Raw genomic sequence first — 21,766 nt, 5'->3', positions numbered from 1 at the left:
TCGGGTGACGCTGGGGGCATGACAGGTTCCTGGAAGCAGTTCGAAACCGAGGCACCCGAGCTGGCGAAGCGGGTGCACGCGCGGTTCACCGCGGAGAAGTCGCATGTCCTGGCCACGCTCCGGCGTGACGGCTCACCGCGTGTGAACGGCAGCGAGGTGGAGTTCCGCGACGGTGAGCTCCTGCTCGGCTCGATGCTCGACGCGGTGAAGGCACGCGACCTGCGGCGTGACGGGCGGTGCGCGATCCACGCGTTCCCGGGCGACCCGGAAGGCGGCGGGGACGCGAAGGTTTCGGGCATCGCGGAGGAGATCCCGGCGGGGGAGGACATGCACCTGTTCCGGCTGGCCCTGACCGACGCGTCGGTCACCTGGGTGGAGGACAACACGCTCAAGGTGGAGACGTGGTGGCCGGGCCGCCGCCGCGTCCGCTTCGAACGCCCGGAAAACGGCCCCGCGCAACGCTACGAGTTGTAGGTCCCGCGGCGGCCGCGCGCTCCGGCCTACAGGCGTTCCAGGATCGTGGCGGTGGACATGGCACCCCCGGCGCACATGGTGACCAGTGCCGTCGTCCCGTCCCGGCGTTCGAGTTCGTGCAGGGCGCTGGTCAGCAGGCGGGCGCCGGTGCTGCCGACCGGGTGCCCCAGCGCGATCGCGCCACCGTTGACGTTGACGCGGTCCGGATCGGGCTGGTGCACCCGCTGCCACGACAGCACCACCGACGCGAACGCCTCGTTCACCTCGAAGATGTCCGGGTCCCCGATGCTCATGCCCGCGCGCTCGAGCACCCGCGTGGTGGCCTGGATCGGCCCGTCGAGGTGGTAGTACGGCTCCGCGCCGACCAGCGCCTGCGCCCGGATACGAGCCCGCGGCCGCAGGCCGAGCGCGCGGGCGCGGTCGGCGTCCATGATCAGCAGCGCGGCGGCGCCATCGGAAATCTGCGACGAGTTGCCCGCGGTGTGCACGCCGCCTTCGAGCACCGGCTTGAGCCCGGCGAGCGCCTCGACGGACGTCTCGCGCAGCCCTTCGTCCCGGCTCACCAGTTCGTCGGAGGTCTTGACCGGCACCACTTCGCGTTCGAACCGCCCGTCCGCCCACGCGGCCGCCGCCTTGCGCTGCGACTCCGCGCCGAACCGGTCGACGTCCTCGCGGGTGATGCCCCGGCGGACCGCGATCCGTTCCGCGGCCCCGAACTGGTTCGGCATGTCGATCGCCCACGAGTCCGGTTTCGGCTTGCCCACGTCGGTGCCGATGTTCGAGCCGAGCGGCACGCGCGACATCGACTCCACGCCGCACGCCACCCCGGCCTCGATCGCCCCGGCCGCGACGAGCCCGGCGATCAGGTGCGCGGCCTGCTGCGCCGAACCGCACTGCGCGTCGATCGTGGTGGCGCCGCACCCCTGCGGAAGCCCGGCGTGCAGCCACGCCGTGCGCGTGACGTTCCCGGCCTGCTCGCCAGCCTGCGTCACCGCGCCGCCGATCACCTGCTCGACCAGTTCCGGCTCGATCCCGGCGCGGTCGAGCACGGCCTGCTGGGCCACCCCGAGCAACTCGGCCGCGTGCAACCCGGACAGCCGGCCGCGCCGCCTGCCGATCGGGGTGCGCGCCGCCGCCACGATCACCGGTTCCGGCATGGGCCGCTCCTCACTCGTCGTTCTGCGCCAAAAATAGAACACGTTCTTATTTGAGGCAAGCGGCCGCCAGGTCAACCGCCGATCGGTGACTCTTCGCCACCAGGTCAGTTACCAGTGGTTGACGGAGTCCCGTGTCCGAGTTAACGGGTTTCACTAGAAGCCCTTCACCTGGCGGGACAGCTGTGCTTCAATCGTGAAATAGAACGCGTTTCACTGCCGAGTTCGCGCTGGAGGCAACCGTGGCCGCTCCCGGGATCCCCGCTGGTTTCGACTTCACGGACCCAGATCTCTACGCCGAGAGAGTGCCCCTGGAGGAGTTCGCGGCGCTCCGCCGGACCGCGCCGGTCTGGTGGAACGCGCAGCCCCACAACCTGGCAGGCTTCTCCGACGACGGCTACTGGGTGGTGAGCAAGCTCGAGGACGTGAAGACGGTCTCGCGGAACGACAAGGTGTTCTCCTCACGGGAGAAAACCGCGATCATCCGCTTCGACGAGTCGATCACCCAGGAGACCATCGAGGCGAACCGCCTGGTGCTGCTGAACATGGACGCCCCGCAGCACACCAAGCTGCGGCGCATCGTGCAGAAGGGCTTCACCCCGCGCTCGATCTCGAAGCTGGAGGACGCCCTGCGCGAGCGCGCCCAGCGGATCGTGGCCGAGGCCAAGAAGAAGGGCTCCGGCGACTTCGTCACCGACGTGGCCTGCGAGCTGCCGCTGCAGGCGATCGCCGAGCTGATCGGCATCCCGCAGCAGGACCGGCTCAAGATCTTCGACTGGTCCAACCAGATGATCGCCTACGACGACCCCGAGTACGAGATCGAGCCGGTCGCCGCCTCCGCCGAGCTGATCGGCTACGCCTGGAACATGGCCGAGGACCGCCGCAAGTGCCCGATGGACGACATCGTCACCAAGCTGATCCACGCCGACGTCGACGGGGAATCACTGGCGTCGGACGAGTTCGGCTTCTTCGTGCTGCTGCTCGCGGTGGCGGGCAACGAAACCACCCGCAACGCCATCACCCACGGCATGAAGGCCTTCATCGACCACCCCGAGCAGTGGGAGATCTTCCGGGAGCAGCGGCCGAAGACCGCGCCGGACGAGATCGTGCGGTGGGCCACCCCGGTGACCGCCTTCCAGCGGACCGCGATGGAGGACACCGAGCTGGGCGGCCAGCAGATCCGCAAGGGCGACCGCGTCGGGCTGTTCTACGGTTCGGCCAACTTCGACCCCGACGCCTTCGACAACCCCGAGAAGTTCGACATCCTGCGCGAGGACAACCCGCACGTCGGCTTCGGCGGCACGGGCGCCCACTACTGCATCGGCGCGAACCTGGCGCGGCTGGAGATCGACCTGATCTTCAACGCCATCGCCGAGGAGATGCCGGGCATTCGCGAGGTGGCCGCGCCGGTGCGGTTGCGGTCGGGCTGGCTCAACGCCATCAAGCACTACGAGGTCGCGTACGGCTGACCGCGCTTGGTCAGCCGGAACGCGACGAACGCCGGCGCCTCGCTCAGCTGCGCGTAGCTCTCCGGATAGTGCTGCGCCATCTGCTCGTCCGGCTTCGGTTCCACCAGCTCGTCGATGACAAAACCGGCCGCGGAGAACTCCGCGCAGACCGCGGACAGGGGCTGGCGCCAGTAGCTCACGCGCCAGCCCTTCGTCCACGTCTCGGTGATCAGCTCGGTGCGGAAGTAGTCGCCGCCGGTGCGCAGCCAGTCCCAGGCCGGGTGCCCGGTCGACACCAGCAGCCTGCCTTCCGGCCGCAGCACGCGGTGCAGTTCGCGCAGCGCGGGCACGCGGTCGTCCAGGTGGTGGATGGCCAGCGCGAACAACGCCGCGTCGAACTGCCCGTCGGGCAGCCAGTCGAACGGGTCGTGCAGGTCGTGCACGCGGAAGTCGGCCTCGGGCACGCGTGCCTTGGCCAGCTCCACCATGCGCGGGCTCTGGTCCATCCCGAACACTTCGGCGCCGCGGGCGACCAGTTCGCTGGCGTAGAGCCCCGGCCCGCAGGCGGCGTCGAGCACCTTCGCCCCGCGCACGTCCCCGAGCAGGGCGAGCATGGCCGGGCGGTCGTAGAGCGCGTTGAACGCGCCGTTCTCGGCGTGCTCGGCGAACGCGTCCGCAAACACCTCGTACTGCGGCTCCCGCCCGATCCGGCCGGTCCTGCGCTCCTCGGTCACGCTCGCAGGTTAGTCACCCGGTTTGCGCGAGCCCACCACCCACATGGAGAAATATTGCGAGCCGCCGCCGTAGGCGTGTCCGAGTGCGATGCGCGCGCCGTCGACCTGGTGGTCACCGGCGCGGCCCATCACCTGGCGGGCGGCCTCGGCGAAGCGCAGCATGCCCGACGCGCCGATCGGATTGGACGAAAGGACCCCACCCGACGGGTTCACCGGTAACCGCCCGCCGATCGCGGTTTCGCCCGCCTCGGTCAGCTTCCAGCCCTCGCCCGCTTCGGCGAAGCCCAGGTTCTCCAGCCACATCGGCTCGAACCAGGAGAACGGCACGTAGATCTCCGCGGCGTCCACTTCGGACAGCGGATCGGCGATGCCGGCGTCGCGCCACAGCGCGGCCGCCGCGTCCCGGCCCGCCTGCGGGCTGACCTGGTCGCGGCCGGCGAAGGTGGTCGGCTCGGTCCGCATCGCGGTGGCGTGGATCCAGGCGGCCCCGCCCGGCACCGCGTCCCCGGCGGCCTCGTCCCCGATCACCATGGCGCAGGCGCCGTCGGAGGACGGGCAGGTCTCGTCGTAGCGGATCGGGTCCCACAGCATTTTCGACGCCCGCACCGACTCCACGGTGATGTCCGGCTGCCGCAGGTGCGCGTGCGGGTTGAGCGCGCCGTTGCGGCGGTCCTTCGCCGCGACCATCGCGCCGACCACCTCGGGCGCGCCCGAGCGCCGGATGTAGGAGCGCACGTGCGGCGCGAAGTAACCGCCGGCCCCGGCACCCACCGGCATCTGGAACGGCGGCACGATGGACAGTCCCCACATCGCGTTGGATTCGGACTGCTTCTCGAAGGCCACCGTGAGCACGCGGCGGTGCACGCCGGCCTGCACCAGACTCGCCGCCACCAGCGCGGTCGAGCCGCCGACCGAACCGGCGGTGTGCACGCGCAGCAGCGGCTTCCCGTTGGCGCCCAGCGAATCGGCGAGGAACAGCTCGGGCATCATCACGCCCTCGAACAGGTCCGGTGCCTTGCCGAGCACCACCGCGTCGATCTCGTCCCAGCCGACCTGCGCGTCGGCCATCGCGCGGTCGATCGCCTCGCGCAGCAGGCCGGGCATGGACACGTCGGTCCGCTTGGCCCGGTGGTGGGTTTGCCCGGTGCCGAGCACCGCGGCCGGTAGTGGCGCCATCTCAGTCCCGCCTTTCCAGCACGGCGACCAGGTTCTGTTGCAGCGCGGGCCCGCTGGTGGCGTGCGCGAGGGTGCGCCGGGCGCCGCCGTCGAGAATGCGCTTGGCCGCCTCGCCGATCCTGGCCAGCCCGGCGGCGAACATCGGATTGCCGGTGAGCACCCCGCCGGACGGGTTGATCCGGACGCCGTCGCCCAGGCCCAGTTCCCGGCGGAGGATGAGTTCCTGGTGGGTGAACGGCGCGTGCAGTTCGGCGACCTCCACCCCGTCGATCCCCGCCGCCGCGCCCGCGGCCGCGGTGCTGGGGGAGCGGGTCAGGTCGCGGGCGCCGAGCACCGGGGAATCCACGCGGTGCTCGATCCCGCTGATCACCGCCGGTCGTTCGACCAGGTCGCGGGCGCGTTCCTCGGAAGCCAGCACCACCACCGCGGCACCGTCGGTGACCGGGGCGATGTCGTGACGTCGCAAGGGGTCCGCGACCATCGGCGAGTCCAGCAGCTCGGCGGCGCCGGTGGCACCGGAGAACTGCGCGAGCGGATTGTCCGCCGCGTCGGCCAGGCTGCGCGCGGCGACCTCGGCGAGGTCCTTTTCGGACCACAGCCCGGCGTCGAGCCCGGCTCTGGCCTGCAACGCGGCGATGCTGATCGAATCCGGCCACAGCGGCGCGGTGAAGTACGGGTCGAGCTGGAGCGCGAGCACCCGGCGCAGCTGCCCGGCCGAGGACTTGCCGAAGCCGTAGACGAGCGCGGTGTCCACCTCGCCCATCCGGATCTTCAGCCAGGCCTCGTAGAACGCCCACGCCGCGTCCATCTCCACGTGCGACTCGTGGATCGGCGGGAAGGCGCCGATCGCGTCCACCGCGGCGATGAAGGAGAACGCCCGGCCGGCCAGGTAGTCCGACGAGCCGGAGCACCAGAACTCGATGTCCTGTTTGGACAGTCCGGTTTGCCGGTACGCGGTGGCGAGCAGCGGCACCAGCATTTCCACGCCGTTGGTGGTGCCCGGGGTTTCCCGCACGTTCGGCGCCTGCGCGAAGCCGATCACGGCGACATCTGGCATGTGTGCGTCCCTACAGGTGATGGGCGAAGGATTCGTACGGCGCGTCCGGTTCCCCGGTCGGCTCGAAGTGCGCGATGTTCTCCAGCGAGGTGGTCCACTCCTCGCGCGGGCGCCACGACGCGCGCACCCGCATGCCCATCCGCACGTCGGCCGCGTCACAGCCGAGGATCAGGTGCAGGAAGGCGATGTCGGCGCCGTCGATGAGCACGTAGGCGGTGACGTACGGCGGCTTGATGCGCTGGCCGAGGAACGGCACGTTCACCACGCAGAAGGTGGTGATGATGCCGGTGTCGGGCAGCTCGACCTCGTCGGTGGTCGGCACGCCGTCGGTCGGGCAGGCACCACGCGGGGGCAGGTAGACCTTGTGGCAGACCGGGCAGCGCTGGCCGATCAGCTTTCCCTTGGCCAGCGCGCGCAGGTACCGGCTTTCCTCCGGTGACGCGGAATGCCGGTACTTCAGGTGCACCGGGGTGATCACCACGCCGACCGGATCGCCTTCTTCGCGCTCGGCCACCGGCGGTGGATCGGCCGTCGGCCCGGCGTCGGCGGTGTCTGTCCTAACAGGACGGAAGTAGGCGATGTCGCGGATGTGCCCGACGGTCTCGTCGGCCCAGCGGACCGCCACGCGCATTCCGGTGCTCATGTGCTCCGGGCCGGGCACGTCCACGGCGTGCAGCATCGCGGTGTCGGCGCCGTCGAGCTGGATCAGCGCCCACGCGAAGGGGCGCGACAACGGCTGGCCGTCCAGCGGTTCGGCCATCCAGGTCCACGACTTGACCGTGCCTTCGGTGCCGACCTCGACGAACTCGGTCAGCGCTTCGGCGGTCAGCGGGTCGTACTCGACCGGCGGCACGTGGACGCGGCCGTCGCTGCCGCGGACGCCTTCGATCCGGTGCGCGGCGAGGCCGTTGACGAACCTGCCCAGTACCGGGCCGACCGAACGGGTGTAGTCGAACCCGATGTTCATCGGGGCCGACAGCGGGGCTTCGCTCAGGCTCACGAGCAGAAGTGAAACACGTTCTCGAAATCTCGGCAATGGGACGGCGCCGGGACTTGCCGGAAACTGGAACACGTTCTAGATTCGGGGGCATGAGCCTGGGTCTGTGGAACATCGCCGCCACCGAGGGCGGGCGCACCGCGGTGGTCGAGCCGGACGGTACCGAGGTCACCTACGGCGAGCTGGCCGCCAAGGCCAACGCCTACGCGAACGGCCTGCGGGAACTCGGGCTGGACACCGGCGACGCGATCGTCGTGCTGCAGCCCAACGGTGCCGAGCTGGTGGCCGCCTACTTCGCCGCGATCCAGACCGGCCTGTACATCGTGGTGGTGAACTGGCACCTGGTCGGGCCCGAGATCGCCTACATCCTCAGTGACAGCGGGGCCAAGGCATTCCTCGCGCACGAACGGTTCGGTGAGGTCGCCGTGGCGGCGGCCGACGAAGCGGGCATTCCGGCCGAAGCGCGGTTCGCGGTCGGTTCCGTCGACGGTTTCCGGCCGATCGAGGACCTCGCCGGATCGCCCGAGCGGCCGGAGGTGCGCACTTCGGGCTCGCCGATGCTCTACACCTCCGGGACCACCGGTCGCCCCAAGGGCGTGCGCCGCCCGCTGACCGGTGCCGACCCCGACCAGGTGCCCGCGGCGTCCACCTGGTTCTTCGGCATCTTCGGGCTGAAACCCGGAGACGGGCACGTGCACCTGTGCGGATCGCCGCTGTACCACACCGCGGTGCTCAACTTCGTGGCGATTTCCCTGCAGCTGGGCCATTCCGCGGTGCTGATGGACCGCTGGGACCCGGCCGAGATGCTGCGCCTGATCGAGCGGTACCGGGTGACGCACAGCCACATGGTGCCGACCCAGTTCCGGCGGCTGCTCGCCCTGCCCGACCGCGAGCGGTACGACGTTTCCTCGCTGCGGTGCATGATCCACGGCGCGGCGCCGTGCCCGCCGGAGGTCAAGCGGCAGATGCTGGACTGGTGGGGTCCGGTGGTCACCGAGTACTACGCGGCCACCGAGGGCGGCGGCACCGCGATCAGCGGCGAGGAGTGGCTGCGGAAGCCGGGTTCGGTCGGCAGGCCGTGGCCGGGCTCGACGATCAAGGTGCTCGACGAGGACGGCAAGGAGCTGCCCGCCGGCGAGATCGGCACCGTCTACATGCGCATGGGCGACTCGAAGTTCGAATACCACAAGGATCGGGAGAAGACCGAGCGCGCGCGGGTCGGCGACCTGTTCACCCTCGGCGACGTCGGGCACCTCGACGAGGACGGGTACCTCTACCTGCACGACCGCCGCAACGACATGATCATCTCGGGCGGGGTGAACATCTATCCGGCCGAGATCGAGGGTGAGCTGGTGATGCACCCGAAGGTGGCCGACGTGGCCGTGTTCGGCGTGCCGCACGACGACTGGGGCGAGGAGATCAAGGCCGTCGTGCAGCCCGCCGACGGGGTTTCCGGTGACCAGGCGCTGACCGCCGAGCTGCTGGAGTTCGCCGCGTCCCGGCTGGCGAAGTTCAAGCTGCCGAAGAGCGTGGACTACCTGCCGGAGCTGCCGCGCGACCCGAACGGCAAGCTGTACAAGCGAAAGCTGCGCGATCCCTACTGGGCGGGCCGCGACCGCGCGATCTGAAGCCGCCACAGCGAGGTGGTCTCGTCCTGGCGGGCTCTCTTGTGCGTGGGCCGGGTGTCCAGACGGTCCTGGACGCGCAGGCCCGCCGCGGTGATCTTTCTTTCGAGTTCCCCGCGGGGGCGCAGGCCGAGGTGCACGGCGAGGTCGGACAGGATGAGCCAGCCCTCGCCCGCCGGGGTCAGGTGGCCGGGGAGCTGGGCCAGGAAGCGGTCGAGCAGGTCGGTGTCGAAGATCGCCTGCTCGAGCGCGGAGTGCGCGCGGCCGGGCACCCAAGGTGGGTTGCAGACGACCAGATCCGCTTGGCCTGGCGGGAAAAGATCGCACTCGAGAACTTCGGCGTAATAGCCGAGGCGATCCAGGTTCTCGCGGGCGCAGACGCAGGCCCGCGGATTCACGTCGGTGGCGACGATCTTCCCGGCCCCGCGGCGGGCGAGGATCGCGGCGAGCACACCGGTCCCGGTGCCGATGTCGAACGCGGTGAACCTTGTCGACGGCACGGGTGCCTGGGCGGCGAGGTCCAGGTACTCCTGGCGGATCGGCGCGAACACGCCGTAGTGCGGATGGATCTTGGCGTTCAGCACGGGCACGTCGATGCCCTTGACCCGCCATTCGTGCGCGCCGATGACACCGAGCAGGTCACGCAGCGCGATCGCCTTGGGGCCGGTCGGCGGACCGAACGCCTCGGTGCAGGCGGCGCGGACGTCGGGCGCGCGGCGCAGTGGCACGGTGTAGTCGGCGTCGAGCGGGATGAGCAGCATCTTGAGCAGCGGCACACTGCCGGTGCGGCGGCCGAGGGCGTGCAGGAGCTGGCGGGCGCCGTGGAAGTCGCCCTGCCACAACACCGGGCGGCCGCGGCGGAAGTACCGCAGGGCGGTGTCGGCGGGGAGGCTGTCGTCCGCGGGCAGCGCCCGCACGGGAGGATCGGAAAGCACTTCGGCTCCTGGTGATCAGACGTGTGGGTACGCGGATCACTCCGGCGCCGGGGGAGGGTTACCGGACTTGGCTGCCCCGGCGCCGAAGGGGGAGCCGGATGTCGCCAAGGACCATGCCCATGTTCATCCAGAAACCGTGCCACGGCGGGGGCGGCTGAGGCAACCGAATAAGTACGCGTGGTGCGGGTTGGGACACGAATGTGGCTTTGGGGGCGTTTTGCGCCGCGAAAGCCACATTCGTGTCCCTGAACCGATCGAGACGGGGCCGGGTCGGCGGGCGGGCTGCCGTGCAATGAATGTGGCTTTCATAGCGTCTGGCGCAATGAAAGCCACATTCATAGCGTGGCGCCCCCGCCGGGCGCCTCCGTCGGGTGGGGCTGGGCGCCGTTGAGCTTGCGGGAGCCGCCGAGCGCTGCCGAGAGTGCAGCCGCGCGCGTTCGCCGCGCCGAGTGCCACCGAGCGCAGCCGAGTGCCGCCGGGCGCGGTCGCCGAGCCGGGCGCTGCTGAGCCTTTCCGCGAGCCGAGGGCTGCTGGCTTCCCGTGCCGCCGAGCCGAGCGCCGCTGGGTGCCGTGCTGCCGAGCCGGGCGCTGGGCCCTGTCCGTGAGTCGAGGGCTGCTGCGGCCCGTGCCGCCGAGTCGAGTGGCCCCGCCAAGCCCCCACCAAACCGCTAAGCCCCCGCCGAAGCCCGTCAAGCCCCGCCGAAGCCCGCCAAGCCCCGCCAACCCCTCATCAAGGCCTCCGTCAGCGGCCTTTGAACTCCGGGCGGCGTTTCTCCGCGAAGGCGCGTGGCCCCTCCTTCGCGTCCTCGCTGGTGAACACCGCCGCGCCCAGCTGGGATTCGATCTTGAACGCCTCTTCCTCCGGCATGCCCTCGGTGTCCCGGATCGTGCGCAGGATGGCCTGCACCGCCAGCGGCCCGTTCGCGGCGATCGCCTCCGCGGTCTCCATCGCCGCCTCCAGGGCGGTGCCGTCGGGCACCACGCGGCCGATCAATCCCAGTTCCTTCGCCTCGGCTGCGCGCACGTGCCGTCCGGTCAGCAACAACTCCGCCGCCACCGTGTACGGGATCTGCCGCGGCAGCCGGACCGCCGAACCGCCCATCGGGAACAACCCCCACCGCGCCTCGGACACGCCGAACTTCGCGCTTTCCCCGGCGATCCGGATGTCCGTGGCCTGCAGGATCTCCGTCCCACCGGCGATCGCGGGCCCTTCCACCGCGGCGATCAGCGGTTTGCTCAGCCGCCGCCCCTTGAGCAGCCCCGGGATCCGGCTCGGGTCCCACGTGCCGCGTTCGTACGCGTCCCCCGGCGAGTTGCGCGCCATCGACTTCAGGTCCGCGCCGGCGCAGAACGCGCCACCCGCGCCGGTCAGCACGCAGCACCGGATGTCACCGTCGGCGTCGACCCGGTCCCAGGCCTCGGTCATGATCGCCATCATTTCGCCGGTGATCGCGTTGCGCGCGGCGGGGCGGTTCATCGTGACGACCAGCGTGTGCCCGTGCTGCTCGACCAGGGCGTGGGGGGTATCGGTCATGCGAAGGCCTCCAGGTGCGCCGCTACCATTGCCCAAAACGATAACATGTTCTAATTTGGCCTGGTGGCACTCAACATCGCAGATCTGCTCGAGCACGCCGTCGACGCCGTGCCGGACCGCATCGCGGTCGTCTGCGGCGACCGGCAGGTCACCTTCGCCGAACTAGAGGCGCGCGCCAACCGGCTGGCGCACCACCTCGCGGGGCGCGGTGTGGGGAGAAATTCCCATATCGGCGTCTATTCCCGTAACTCCATCGAGGCACTCGAAGCGATGATCGCCGCCTACAAGCTGCGCGCCATCGCGGTCAACGTCAACTACCGCTACGTCCACAGTGAACTGAAGTACCTGTTCGACAACGCCGATCTGGTCGCACTCGTACACGAACGGCGGTATGCCGACAAGGTGGCGGCCGTGCTGCCGGAGTGTCCCGAACTGGAACACGTTGTCGTGATCGAAGACGGCAGCGACGCCGATTTCTCCTCCTACGGCGGCGTTCCCTACGAGACCGCCCTGGCGGAGAACTCCCCGGACCGCGACTTCGCCGAGCGCAGTGCCGACGACCTCTACATCCTTTACACCGGCGGCACCACCGGCTATCCCAAGGGCGTGCTCTGGCGCCACGAGGACATCTGGCGCGCGCTCGGCGGCGGCATCAACTTCGTCACCGGCGAGTACGTCAAGGACGAGTGGCAGCTCGCCGAAGAGGGCAAGGCGAGCAGCCTGGTCCGCCTCCCGGCGGCCCCGCTGATCCACGGCGCCGCGCAGTGGGCCGCCTTCGGCGCGTTGTTCACCGGCAGCCCGGTGGTCTTCGTGCCGCAGTTCGACGCCCACGACATCTGGAAGGCCGTGCAGCAGCACCGCGTCCAGGTGCTCACCATCGTCGGCGACGCGATGGCGCGTCCGCTGATCGAGGCCTACCGCGAGGGCGACTACGACGCGACCTCACTGGTGGCGTTGTCCAGTCATGCGGCGCTGTTCTCGCAGAGCGTCAAGCAGGAATTCCTGGACACCTTCCCGAACCTGGTGGTCACCGACGCGATCGGCTCGTCGGAGAGCGGGTTCACCGGGATCGGCATGGTGGCCAAGGGCAGCGACCACAGCGCGGGCCCGCGGGTCAACTTCGGCAGCCAGGCCGTGCTGCTCGACGACGACAACAACGTGATCGACCCGCAGCCGGGCGCGGTCGGCCGGATCGCGCGGCGCGCGCACGTGCCGCTCGGGTACTACAACGATCCGGAGAAGAGCCGCACGATCTTCACCGAGATCGACGGCACGCGGTACGTCATCCCCGGCGACTACGCGCGGTACGAGGGCGACGGCACGGTCACCCTGCTCGGCCGCGGGTCACAGTGCGTGAACACCGGTGGTGAAAAGGTCTACCCGGAAGAGGTCGAGGGCGCGCTGAAGTCACACCCCGACGTCTTCGACGCGCTGGTCATCGGCGTGCCGGACGACCGGCTCGGCCAGCGGGTCGCCGCCGTGGTGCAGCCGCGCGCCGGCCGCACGCTGGACCTGGCCGAGCTGGAGGCCCACGTCCGGCGCGAGGTCGCCGGGTACAAGGTGCCGCGCACGGTCTGGCTGGCCGAGCAGATCGGGCGCACGCCGACCGGCAAGCCCGACTACCGGTGGGCCCAGCGGTACGCGGAAGAACACGAAGCGGCAACCGGGCTGGTTGCGGGACAGGCGGGCTGATGCGCACGGAACTCTGCGACACCTTCGGCATCGAGCACCCGATCGTCGCGTTCACCCCGTCGGAGCACGTGGCCGCCGCGGTGACCAACGCGGGCGGGCTCGGCGTGCTGGGCTGCGTCCGGTTCAACGACGCCGGTGAGCTGGACCGCGTGCTCGACTGGATGGACGCCAACACCGGTGGCCGCCCGTACGGGGTGGACATCGTGATGCCGGCGAAGATCCCGGACGAGGGCAGTTCGGTGGACCTGGGCAAGCTCATCCCGCCGGAGCACCGCGAGTTCGTCGACCGCACGCTGGCGCAGCTCGGGGTGCCCGAGCTGCCCGGCGGCGCGGACGAGCGCGAGGGCGTGCTCGGCTGGCTGCACTCGGTGGCGCGGTCGCACGTGGAGGTGGCGCTCAAGCACCCGATCAAGCTGATCGCCAACGCGCTCGGCTCGCCGCCGGTGGACGTGATCGAGCAGGTGCACCAGCACGGCGTGCCGGTGGCCGCGCTGGCGGGCAAGGCCGAGCACGCGGTGCGGCACGTCGACAACGGCGTGGACATCGTGGTGGCGCAGGGTTACGAAGCGGGCGGGCACACCGGCGAGATCGCCTCGATGGTGTTGCTGCCGGAGATCGCGGACGCGGTCGGTGACCGGGTGCCGGTGCTGGCGGCCGGGGGCATCGGCTCGGGCAGGCAGGTCGCCGCCGCGCTGGCACTGGGCGCGTCGGGGGTGTGGACCGGCTCGATCTGGCTCACCACCGAGGAATATCTCCAGACCATGGCCGAATCCGAAGCCATGCAACGGGCTTTGGTGGAGGCGAAGTCCTCGGACACCGTGCGCACCCGGATCTACACCGGCAAGCCCGCGCGCCTGCTGAAGACGCGCTGGACCGAGGCGTGGGCGGCACCCGACGCGCCGGACCCGCTGCCGATGCCGCTGCAGAACCTGCTGGTTTCCCATGCGCACAACCGGATCCACGCCGCCGGTGACCCGAGCGTGGTGTCCATGCCGGTCGGGCAGATCGTCGGCCGGATGAACCGGGTCCGGCCGGTGGCCGAGATCATCGACGAGCTGGTGCGCGACTACGCGGCCGCACTGTCGCGTTTGGACAAAACGAGGTAGGCGAGCGCGCCGAGGGCCAGCACGCCGGCCCCGGCGAGCACCGACGCGAGCGGGAGGCTGAACGCGAGCACCACGCAGCCCGCGAAGCCGAGGCCGCCGATCACACGGCCGAGGGTGAACGCGCTGGCGTTCGCGATGGCGTAGTAGACGAGCACGGCGAACGAGGAGAACCCGATCGCCGAGCGCAGGTCCGCGACCGCGGCGAGCACGGCGACCACCACGCCGACGGTCACCTCGGCGCGGTGCGGCACGCCGAACTTCGGGTGCACGGCGGCGAGCCCGCGCGGCAGGTGGCCGTCGCGGGCCATCGCCAGCGTGGTCCGCGAGACGCCGAGCACCAGCGCGAGCAGCGCGCCGAGCGCGGCGATGGCGGCGCTGACCCGCACCGCCGGTGACAGCCAGCCCGGCACGGCCTGCGCGACCGGGTCGGTGGTCGCGGCGAGCGCGTCCGGGCCGAGCCGCATGAGCAGCGCGACGGCCACCACGGCGTAGACCACCAGCGTGATGCCCAGCGCCAGCGGCACGGCGCGGGGGAGCGTGCGCGCGGGGTCGCGGACCTCCTCGCCGAGCGTGGCGATCCTGGCGTACCCGGCGAAGGCGAAGAACAGCAGCCCGGCCGCTTCGAGCACCCCGCTGGTGCCCAGCCGCAGGTTCGACGGCTGCGGGTCGCCGGTGGCGAAGATGGTGACCACGGCGGCGGCGAGCACGGTCAGCGTGATCGACACGATCACCCGCATGGCCAAAGTGGACCGTTGCACGCCGCGGTAGTTCAACGCGGTCACCGCGAGCACCACGGCGGCGGCGAACGCGCCGCGCCACGGCTGGCCGAGCTCCGGCGCGGCGTAGCTGACCACGGCGATCGCCATCGCCGCGCAGCTCGCCGTCTTGCCCACGACGAAGCCCCAGCCCGCCAGGTAACCCCAGAACTCGCCGAGCCGCTCGCGCCCGTAGACGTAGGTGCCGCCGGAGGCCGGGTAGAGGGCGGCGAGGCGGGCGGAGGAGGTCGCGTTGCAGTAGGCGACCACCGCGGCGATGGCGAGCCCGAGCAGCAGGCCCGAGCCCGCGGCCCTGGCGGCGGGCGCGAAGGCGACGAACACGCCCGCGCCGATCATCGAACCGAGCCCGATGAACACCGCGTCGCCGGTGCCGAGCCTTCGCTGGAGGCTTTCGCTCACGCGGTCACCCTACGAGGCGGGCGGGGTTAGGGTGACTCCCCGTGCCTGAGTCTTCGAACACACATCCGGCCGCGAGCGGGGGTGGCCCGGTGCGCGACGGCATTCCCGAGCACGGCCGGATCCCGCGGTACTACGCGGTGAAGGTCGAACTGCTCGGGCTGATCGCCGAACTGGGGGAGGGCGCCGCGCTGCCCACCGAACGCGAACTCGGCGAGCGGTTCGACGTCTCGCGGGCGACGATCCGGCAGGCCGTCGGGGAGCTGGTGCTCGAAGGGCGGCTGAGCAGGCGGCAGGGGAGCGGCACGTTCGTCGCCGGGCCGAAGCTGGTGCAGCCGCTGGCGCTGGGCAGCTACACCGAGGGCCTGCGGCGGGCGGGCATCCAGCCGGGGCGGACGCTGATCACCCTGGAGACCGTGCCCGCCGGGGCCGCGCTGGGCGCCGACCTGCGCATCGCGCGCGACGACCGGGTCGTCCACATCGAACGCGTCCTCCTCGCCGACGACGAACGGGTCGGGCTGGAGTCGACGTATCTGGTGGCGGACCGGTTTCCCGGGCTGCTGGAGGTGTTCGACCCGGCGGATTCGCTGTACGCGTGCCTGCGGGACCGTTTTGGCGTCCGGTTCGAGGGTGCGGACGAGCGGGTGGAGACCGTGCTGGCCACGCCGCGGGAGGCGCTGCTGATCGGCACGAACCCGGCGCTGCCGATGTTGCTCATGCACCGGGTTTCGTGGGGGCCGGACGAGCGGCCGTTCGAGCGGGTGCGCTCCCTGTTCCGAGGGGACCGGCTCAGCTTCTCCACCCGCCTCACCCCTTGAGCGGGGTGCCTCCATGTCACGAATGTGGCTTTCGAGACGTTTGGCGTCCCGAAAGCCACATTCGTGACACTGCCGCCCCACCCCGCTTGCTGAGTGGGGGTCTCGATCGTGTTCGGGCGGCTGCCCGGTCGGCAGCGCTGCTGCGGAGCGTCGAAGGAGCGTAGGTCACGGATGGGTAACTGGTTCGGTCCAATGTTCCGGGGTGGTTGGCGTCCGGTTTGCTGATTGGCCACCCCGTGTTCGTGCGCGGCGGCGAACGTCGAAGGCATGCGAATTTTGATCGTCGGTGGCGGGGTGCTTGGCACCATGCACGCCTGGCAGGCCGTCGAGCGTGGGCATGAAGTGGTCCAGCTCGACCGGGAACTCGAGGCCCGTGGCGCCTCGGTGCGCAACTTCGGGTTGGTCTGGGTGGGCGGCCGCGCGTCCGGCCCCGAGTTGGCCACCGCCCTGCGTGCGCGCGAGCTGTGGGAGCGCATCGGCGCCCAGGTCCCCGAGCTCGGCTTCCGCCCCAACGGGTCGCTCACCGTGGTGCGCACCGAGGCCGAACTGGCCGTCGCGCGCGAGGTGGCCCAGGGCGAAGAAGCGGCGGATCGCGGGTACAAGCTGCTCGACGCGGCAGAGACCCGAGCCCTCAACCCCGCGCTCGGCGGCGAATACCTCGGCGCGTTGTGGTGCGACCGCGACGCCGCCGTCGAGCCGCGTACCGCGCAGCCCGCGTTGCGCGAGTACCTCACCGCGACCGGCCGCTACACCTGGTTGCCCGGCCGCGAGGTCCGCGGCCTCGGCGAGCACGGCGTCATCGACCAGACCGGAGAGTGGCACGGCGGCGACGTGGTGGTGCTCTGCACCGGCGCCGCGCTCGGTGGCCTGGTCCGCGAACTCGCCGGTGACCTCCCGGTCCGGCGCGTCCGCCTGCAGATGGCGCAGACCGAACCGCTCGGCACCACGCTCACCACCTCGGTGGCCGACGGCGACAGCCTGCGTTACTACCCCGCCTACCGCGGCCCGGCGCTCGACCGGCTGAACGACACCCAGCCCCAACCGGAAATCGCCGCCGAGCACCGGATGCAGCTGCTCATGGTGCAGCGGCGCGACGGCGGCCTGACCATCGGCGACACCCACGAGTACGAGGAGCCCTTCGGCTTCGACGTCACCGAGGAGCCCTACGACCACCTCAACGCGGTGGCGCTCGACCTGCTCGGCCGTCCGCTGCCCCGCATCGTGCGCCGCTGGGCCGGGGTCTACGCCCAGTGCGCCGACCGCGACCAGGTGGTGCACCGCGCCCGCGTCGGCGGCAACGCCTGGCTGGTCACCGGGCCCGGCGGCCGCGGCATGACCTGCTCGCCGGCGATCGCCGAGGAAACCGCGGCCGAAATCGGTTTCTGAACCGTCCTAAGTGGAATAAACAAACCCCGGCACGACGAAAGTAGGTACCGTGCAACCCGATCCGGGCCCGGCTCCGTCTACCGGGCATGAGGTACTCAGCGAAGATGGTTGGCATCGGTGTCGTCCTGCTCGCCGGTACGGCCTGTGCCAGCCCACAGAACGGCAGTCAGCCCGCGGTCGCACCGCCGCCACCGCCCGCGAGTGCGCCCGCGGACCAGGTGCCCCCTGGTGAACCGCAACCGGCACCTCCGGTGACCAAGGTGCCCGGCGGGGCCGAGCCCGCGGAGCCGGGCGATCCCGACGCCGGGACCGAGGTGCCCGAGCAGAAGATCGACGCGGCCAAGCTCCCGGAGGGCTTCCCGAAGGAGGTCGCCATGGTGTCCAATGGCAAGGTGCTCTCCATCGGCGCCCAGGAAGGCGGCTGCGGCAAGGCCAGCCTGGAACTGAAGGAGCAGAGCGCCGACAAGGTCGTGGTCAACGTCGTCGAGACCGAGCCCGGTGGCAACGTCGCGTGCACAATGGACATTCGCTACCCGACGCTGACCATCGAGCTGGCGGAGCCGCTCGGTGACCGGACCGTGGTGCTCGAGCACGAGCAGCGCAAGCAGTAAGCAGCAGACCATTTTGCCGGTGGCCGGGAACATGTCGGGGCGTGTTCCCGGCCACAACCCTGTTCTGGGCCCGAAATCGCCCTAGGGTGAGCGCATGGGACAACGTCAGGTCTCGTCCACCCGGGCGATCGCCGCCACGCCGGAGAAGATCTTCGAGCTGCTCGCCGACCCGGCGAAGCACCCGCTGTTCGACGGCTCCGGCACGGTGCTCGCGTCGCGGTCCGGCGGCCCCGAGCGGCTCAGCCTCGGCGCCAAGTTCGGCATGGACATGAAGATGGGCCGCTCGTACAAGATTCTCAACACCGTGGTGGAATTCGAGGAGGGCCGCCGGATCGCCTGGCGTCACTTCAACGGCCACCGCTGGCGGTGGGAACTCACCCCGCTCGACGACGGCAGCACGCAGGTCACCGAAACCTTCGACTGGTCGACCGCGCGCCTGCCGCTGCTGATCTCGCTCAGCCCGTTCCCGAAGCGGAACAAGGAGGCCATCGAAAAGTCGCTGGCCCGCCTTGACCGCCTGTTCCCCGGCTGAGCGAGAAACGCGCTCAGCTGCGGAACGAGATCTGCAGCACCGGCTCCGAGGTCTCGGCGAAGAAGTCGTTGCCCTTGTCGTCGATCACGATGAACGCGGGGAAGTCCTCGACCTCGATCTTCCACACGGCTTCCATGCCGAGTTCGGGGTATTCGAGGACCTCGACCTTCTTGATGCAGTCCTGCGCGAGCCGCGCCGCCGGGCCGCCGATCGAACCGAGGTAGAAGCCGCCGTGTGCCTGGCAGGCGGCGGTCACCTTCTTCGACCGGTTGCCCTTGGCCAGCATCACCAGTGAACCGCCGGCCGCCTGGAACTGCTCGACGTAGGAGTCCATCCGCCCGGCCGTGGTCGGGCCGAACGAGCCGGAGGCGTAACCGTCGGGCGTTTTCGCCGGACCGGCGTAGTACACCGGGTGGTCCCGCAGGTACTGCGGCATCTCCTCGCCGGCGTCCAGCCGCTCGGCGATCTTCGCGTGCGCGATGTCCCGCGCCACCACCAGCGGACCGGTCAGCGAGAGCCGCGTTTTCACCGGCAGCGCGGACAGTTGCTCGCGGATCTCGGCCATCGGGCGGTTCAGGTCCACCTCGACCAGCTCGCCGGACAGCTCGTCCTCGGTGACGTCGGGCAGGAAGCGGGCCGGGTCGCGCTCCAGCTGCTCGATGAACACCCCGTCGGCGGTGATCTTCGCCTTGGCCTGGCGGTCGGCCGAGCAGGACACCGCCACGCCCACCGGGCAGGAGGCGCCGTGCCGCGGCAGGCGGATCACCCGCACGTCGTGGCAGAAGTACTTGCCGCCGAACTGCGCGCCGATGCCGAATTCGCGGGTCATCTCCAGCACCTGCTGCTCGAGGTCCACATCGCGGAAACCGTGGCCCAGCGGGGAACCCTCGGTCGGCAGGTGGTCCAGGTACCGCGCGGAAGCGAGCTTGGCCACCTTGAGGTTGAACTCCGCCGAGGTGCCGCCGACCACGATCGCCAGGTGGTACGGCGGGCAGGCCGCGGTGCCCAGGCTGCGCAGCTTCTCGTCCAGGAACCGGGCCAGGCGCTTGGGGTTCAGCACCGCCTTGGTCTCCTGGTACAGGAAGGTCTTGTTGGCGCTGCCGCCGCCCTTGGCCATGAACAGGAACTCGTACTTGGGGTCGCCGTCCCCGTCCTTGTGGTACAGCTCCACCTGCGCGGGCAGGTTCGTCCCGGTGTTGCGCTCCTCCCAGAAGTTCACCGGCGCCATCTGCGAATACCGCAGGTTCAGCTCCTGGTAGGCGTCGAACACCCCGCGTGACAGGGCTTCCTCGTCGTTGCCGCCGGTGAGCACCCGCTCCGTGCGCTTGCCGATCACGATGGCGGTGCCGGTGTCCTGGCACATCGGGAGCACCCCGCCGGCCGAGATGGCCGCGTTGCGCAGCAGGTCCATCGCGACGAAGCGGTCGTTGCCGCTGGCCTCGGGGTCGTCCACGATCGACCGCAGCTGCGCCAGGTGTGAGGAGCGCAACAGGTGCTGGATGTCGGTGATCGCGGTGCGCGCGAGCTGGGTCAGCGCGGCCGGATCCACCTCGAGGAACCGCTTCCCGGCGGCCTCGACGACCCGGACACCTTCGGCGGTGACCAGGCGGTATTCGGTTTCGGTGTCCTCGCCGAGCGGCAGGACCTCGGTGTGCTGAAAAGTGGTGGTGGCAGGCAGTTCGGGCACTGCGCGGGCTCCCTTGCACGCGGATTTCGGTGCGGGAACCGTACCTCAGCGGTGAACCGGGCGGATAAACGGAAGGCCGGGCCCACCCCGACGGACCCGACCTTCCGGGGAAAGCGGTGCCGTGCGAGAAGCACCCACCGCGAAACTCATGGTGTGGCCCGGACCGAGACAATCGGGGGACCCGCCCCCGACCGTCTCGTGACACACGTCATAAGTCAACGCCGCCGAACGGGTGCCACTGAGTGACTCTCCGTGTTGCGCCCGGTGGATCAGCTGGCGTAGGCACGCAGGCGGTCGGCCCGCTCGCCCTGGCGCAGCTTGGACATGACCTCACGCTCGATCTGGCGGACGCGCTCGCGGGAGAGCCCGAAGTGCTTGCCGATCTGGTCGAGCGTGCGCGGCTGGCCGTCGTCGAGGCCGTAGCGCAGCCGGATCACGTGCTGCTCCCGGTCGTCCAGGGTGGCCAGCACCCGGCGCAGGTCGTCCTGCAGCAGGCCGGAGATCACCGCGCTCTCGGCGTCGGTGGCCTCGGAGTCCTCGATGAAGTCGCCCAGCGGGGCGTCCTCCTCGGTGCCCACCGGCATGTCCAGGCTCACCGGGTCACGCGCGTGGTCGAGCAGGTCGGCGATCTTGTGCTCGGCGATGCCCGACTCCGCCGCCAGCTCCTCGTTCGTGGCCTCGCGGCCGAGCTGCTGGTGCAGGTCGCGCTTGATCCTGGCCAGCTTGTTCACCTGCTCGACCAGGTGGACCGGCAGCCGGATGGTGCGGCCCTGGTCGGCCATGCCCCTGGTGATGGCCTGGCGGATCCACCAGGTGGCGTAGGTGGAGAACTTGAAGCCCTTGGAGTAGTCGAACTTCTCCACCGCGCGGATCAGGCCCAGGTTCCCCTCCTGGATCAGGTCCAGCAGCGGCATGCCCCGGCCGGTGTAGCGCTTGGCCAGTGAGACGACCAGGCGCAGGTTGGCCTCGAGCAGGTGGTTCTTGGCCACGGCCCCGTCACGCACCAGCGCGGACAGCTCGGCGCGGCGCTTCGGGGTGAGGTCCTCGGCGGTGTCCAGCATGTGCTGGGCGAACACGCCGGCCTCGATGCGCTTGGCGATCTCGACCTCGTCGGCCGCGGTGAGCAGGGCGGTCTTGCCGATCCCGTTCAGGTAGACCCGGACCAGGTCGGCGGCCGGACTCTGGGCGTCCAGGTCGGCGCCATCGGCGCTCAGGTTCACCGTGCTCTGCGTTCCCGCCGAGGCGGCCGAGGTGGCGCTCGAGGAGGAAGTGCCCGTATCGTCGGAAACGGACTTGGGAATCTTGCGCTGGCGAATGCCCCTGGCTTCGCGCTCAAGAGTCTGGACTGACATTTCTGCCTCCCCGGTCACGGGCTGACGTGTGTGGCTGGCGTCACACGCCAACGCTGTGCGTCACGGGACGGGCCTGTGGAACCCGTCTCGTGAGTCCGGCTGGCTGGCCGGACATTCGGTTCAACGCCTCGGTCTCTCGAAACGTTCCCGAGCCGTCGAAGAGAAGACGGCTCCGGGGAGGCCGAAGTTGCTCCAGCAAGCCTGAGCTTTTCCTGAGAACGACTCAGTAGCTTCGGTGTGACAGCGGGGAGTCAGTGTCGCGGTGTGGTCTAGACC

The 21,766-nt window shown here is 70.4% G+C and carries 19 protein-coding genes; 9 read left to right on the top strand and 10 right to left on the bottom strand.

Translation table 11 applies throughout. The features are described from left to right. Positions 1-18: 18 nt before the first annotated feature. On the top strand, positions 19-474 hold the full coding sequence (locus A4R43_RS16080) for a pyridoxamine 5'-phosphate oxidase family protein (RefSeq protein ID WP_113693064.1): 456 nt from the start codon (positions 19-21) through the stop codon (positions 472-474). Positions 475-500: 26 nt separating this feature from the next. Here A4R43_RS16080 and A4R43_RS16075 read toward each other — a convergent pair whose 3' ends face one another. After that, positions 501-1,631 (bottom strand): steroid 3-ketoacyl-CoA thiolase, encoded by a 1,131-nt coding sequence (locus A4R43_RS16075; RefSeq protein WP_113693063.1) that lies wholly within the window; start codon positions 1,629-1,631, stop codon positions 501-503. 239 nt (positions 1,632-1,870) lie between these two features. Between A4R43_RS16075 and A4R43_RS16070 the strand changes: the two genes are divergently transcribed. Next, positions 1,871-3,097, top strand: a complete 1,227-nt coding sequence (locus tag A4R43_RS16070; RefSeq protein ID WP_162788492.1) for a cytochrome P450 — start codon at positions 1,871-1,873, stop codon at positions 3,095-3,097. On the opposite strand, the gene A4R43_RS16065 is transcribed toward A4R43_RS16070, so the two are convergent. Genes A4R43_RS16065 through A4R43_RS16050 form a run of 4 tightly spaced genes read right to left on the bottom strand, consistent with a single transcriptional unit; the run spans position 3,076 to position 7,010 of the window. Then, positions 3,076-3,810, bottom strand: a complete 735-nt coding sequence (locus tag A4R43_RS16065) for a class I SAM-dependent methyltransferase (RefSeq protein WP_236809054.1) — start codon at positions 3,808-3,810, stop codon at positions 3,076-3,078. The two genes, A4R43_RS16070 and A4R43_RS16065, sit on opposite strands and share 22 nt — an antisense overlap. A 9-nt stretch (positions 3,811-3,819) precedes the next feature. After that, on the bottom strand, positions 3,820-4,986 hold the full coding sequence (locus tag A4R43_RS16060) for a thiolase domain-containing protein (RefSeq protein WP_113693061.1): 1,167 nt from the start codon (positions 4,984-4,986) through the stop codon (positions 3,820-3,822). Position 4,987: 1 nt separating this feature from the next. After that, positions 4,988-6,043: a thiolase domain-containing protein gene (locus A4R43_RS16055; RefSeq protein ID WP_113693060.1), complete on the bottom strand. Its 1,056-nt coding sequence runs from the start codon at positions 6,041-6,043 to the stop codon at positions 4,988-4,990. A gap of 10 nt (positions 6,044-6,053) precedes the next feature. Further along, positions 6,054-7,010, bottom strand: a complete 957-nt coding sequence (locus A4R43_RS16050) for a Zn-ribbon domain-containing OB-fold protein (protein WP_205215491.1) — start codon at positions 7,008-7,010, stop codon at positions 6,054-6,056. 122 nt (positions 7,011-7,132) lie between these two features. Here A4R43_RS16050 and A4R43_RS16045 point away from each other — a divergent pair, with 122 nt between their 5' ends. Further along, the gene (locus A4R43_RS16045; protein WP_113693059.1) at positions 7,133-8,668 is read left to right on the top strand and encodes an acyl-CoA synthetase; all 1,536 of its coding nucleotides are present in this window, start codon (positions 7,133-7,135) and stop codon (positions 8,666-8,668) included. Here the strand turns inward: A4R43_RS16045 and A4R43_RS16040 are convergent. Both A4R43_RS16040 and A4R43_RS16035 read right to left on the bottom strand, forming a co-directional pair. Beyond that, positions 8,638-9,600: a methyltransferase gene (locus A4R43_RS16040; RefSeq protein WP_113693058.1), complete on the bottom strand. Its 963-nt coding sequence runs from the start codon at positions 9,598-9,600 to the stop codon at positions 8,638-8,640. The two genes, A4R43_RS16045 and A4R43_RS16040, sit on opposite strands and share 31 nt — an antisense overlap. Positions 9,601-10,342: 742 nt before the next feature. Then, a complete protein-coding gene (locus A4R43_RS16035; protein ID WP_113693057.1) occupies positions 10,343-11,134 on the bottom strand; it encodes a crotonase/enoyl-CoA hydratase family protein in 792 nt (263 codons plus the stop codon). A gap of 63 nt (positions 11,135-11,197) precedes the next feature. Here A4R43_RS16035 and A4R43_RS16030 point away from each other — a divergent pair, with 63 nt between their 5' ends. Both A4R43_RS16030 and A4R43_RS16025 read left to right on the top strand, forming a co-directional pair. Next, on the top strand, positions 11,198-12,826 hold the full coding sequence (locus A4R43_RS16030) for an acyl-CoA synthetase (RefSeq protein WP_113693056.1): 1,629 nt from the start codon (positions 11,198-11,200) through the stop codon (positions 12,824-12,826). Continuing rightward, positions 12,826-13,932 (top strand): NAD(P)H-dependent flavin oxidoreductase, encoded by a 1,107-nt coding sequence (locus tag A4R43_RS16025; RefSeq protein ID WP_113693055.1) that lies wholly within the window; start codon positions 12,826-12,828, stop codon positions 13,930-13,932. The genes A4R43_RS16030 and A4R43_RS16025 overlap by 1 nt, the downstream gene beginning before the upstream one ends. Here A4R43_RS16025 and A4R43_RS16020 read toward each other — a convergent pair. Next, entirely contained in the window at positions 13,893-15,044 is a 1,152-nt protein-coding gene (locus A4R43_RS16020) for an APC family permease (protein WP_113697644.1), read from the bottom strand. The two genes, A4R43_RS16025 and A4R43_RS16020, sit on opposite strands and share 40 nt — an antisense overlap. 104 nt (positions 15,045-15,148) lie before the next feature. Here A4R43_RS16020 and A4R43_RS16015 point away from each other — a divergent pair, with 104 nt between their 5' ends. From A4R43_RS16015 to A4R43_RS16000, 4 genes are all read left to right on the top strand, one after another. Beyond that, positions 15,149-15,922, top strand: a complete 774-nt coding sequence (locus tag A4R43_RS16015) for a GntR family transcriptional regulator (RefSeq protein ID WP_113693054.1) — start codon at positions 15,149-15,151, stop codon at positions 15,920-15,922. Between the two features lie 267 nt (positions 15,923-16,189). After that, positions 16,190-17,308, top strand: a complete 1,119-nt coding sequence (locus A4R43_RS16010) for a TIGR03364 family FAD-dependent oxidoreductase (protein ID WP_113693053.1) — start codon at positions 16,190-16,192, stop codon at positions 17,306-17,308. 251 nt (positions 17,309-17,559) lie between these two features. Beyond that, the gene (locus A4R43_RS16005) at positions 17,560-17,919 is read left to right on the top strand and encodes a hypothetical protein (RefSeq protein ID WP_236809052.1); all 360 of its coding nucleotides are present in this window, start codon (positions 17,560-17,562) and stop codon (positions 17,917-17,919) included. Between the two features lie 94 nt (positions 17,920-18,013). Then, complete coding sequence (locus A4R43_RS16000; RefSeq protein WP_113693051.1) at positions 18,014-18,451, top strand: SRPBCC family protein; 438 nt, start codon at positions 18,014-18,016, stop codon at positions 18,449-18,451. A 13-nt stretch (positions 18,452-18,464) separates the two neighbouring features. On the opposite strand, the gene A4R43_RS15995 is transcribed toward A4R43_RS16000, so the two are convergent. Together A4R43_RS15995 and A4R43_RS15990 are read right to left on the bottom strand one after the other, a co-directional pair. Beyond that, positions 18,465-20,138, bottom strand: coding sequence for a fumarate hydratase (locus tag A4R43_RS15995; protein WP_418190824.1), 1,674 nt, complete (start codon positions 20,136-20,138; stop codon positions 18,465-18,467). 269 nt (positions 20,139-20,407) lie between these two features. Then, on the bottom strand, positions 20,408-21,490 hold the full coding sequence (locus tag A4R43_RS15990; RefSeq protein ID WP_113693050.1) for a sigma-70 family RNA polymerase sigma factor: 1,083 nt from the start codon (positions 21,488-21,490) through the stop codon (positions 20,408-20,410). Between the last annotated feature and the right edge of the window lie 276 nt (positions 21,491-21,766).

The organism is Amycolatopsis albispora (genome assembly GCF_003312875.1).
Taxonomy (GTDB): Bacteria; Actinomycetota; Actinomycetes; order Mycobacteriales; family Pseudonocardiaceae; genus Amycolatopsis; species Amycolatopsis albispora.
Note: the sequence above shows the minus strand (reverse complement) of the source record. Positions and strands in the feature narration are given on the sequence as shown.

Coding starts and splice junctions, on each gene's coding strand:
- A4R43_RS16080 (WP_113693064.1), top strand. CDS start 19: ATGACAGGTTCCTGGAAGCAGTTCGAAACCGAGGCACCCGAGCTGGCG.
- A4R43_RS16075 (WP_113693063.1), bottom strand. CDS start 1,631: ATGCCGGAACCGGTGATCGTGGCGGCGGCGCGCACCCCGATCGGCAGG.
- A4R43_RS16060 (WP_113693061.1), bottom strand. CDS start 4,986: ATGGCGCCACTACCGGCCGCGGTGCTCGGCACCGGGCAAACCCACCAC.
- A4R43_RS16055 (WP_113693060.1), bottom strand. CDS start 6,043: ATGCCAGATGTCGCCGTGATCGGCTTCGCGCAGGCGCCGAACGTGCGG.
- A4R43_RS16050 (WP_205215491.1), bottom strand. CDS start 7,010: ATGAACATCGGGTTCGACTACACCCGTTCGGTCGGCCCGGTACTGGGC.
- A4R43_RS16045 (WP_113693059.1), top strand. CDS start 7,133: ATGAGCCTGGGTCTGTGGAACATCGCCGCCACCGAGGGCGGGCGCACC.
- A4R43_RS16035 (WP_113693057.1), bottom strand. CDS start 11,134: ATGACCGATACCCCCCACGCCCTGGTCGAGCAGCACGGGCACACGCTG.
- A4R43_RS16025 (WP_113693055.1), top strand. CDS start 12,826: ATGCGCACGGAACTCTGCGACACCTTCGGCATCGAGCACCCGATCGTC.
- A4R43_RS16020 (WP_113697644.1), bottom strand. CDS start 15,044: ATGATCGGCGCGGGCGTGTTCGTCGCCTTCGCGCCCGCCGCCAGGGCC.
- A4R43_RS16010 (WP_113693053.1), top strand. CDS start 16,190: ATGCGAATTTTGATCGTCGGTGGCGGGGTGCTTGGCACCATGCACGCC.
- A4R43_RS16000 (WP_113693051.1), top strand. CDS start 18,014: ATGGGACAACGTCAGGTCTCGTCCACCCGGGCGATCGCCGCCACGCCG.
- A4R43_RS15990 (WP_113693050.1), bottom strand. CDS start 21,490: ATGTCAGTCCAGACTCTTGAGCGCGAAGCCAGGGGCATTCGCCAGCGC.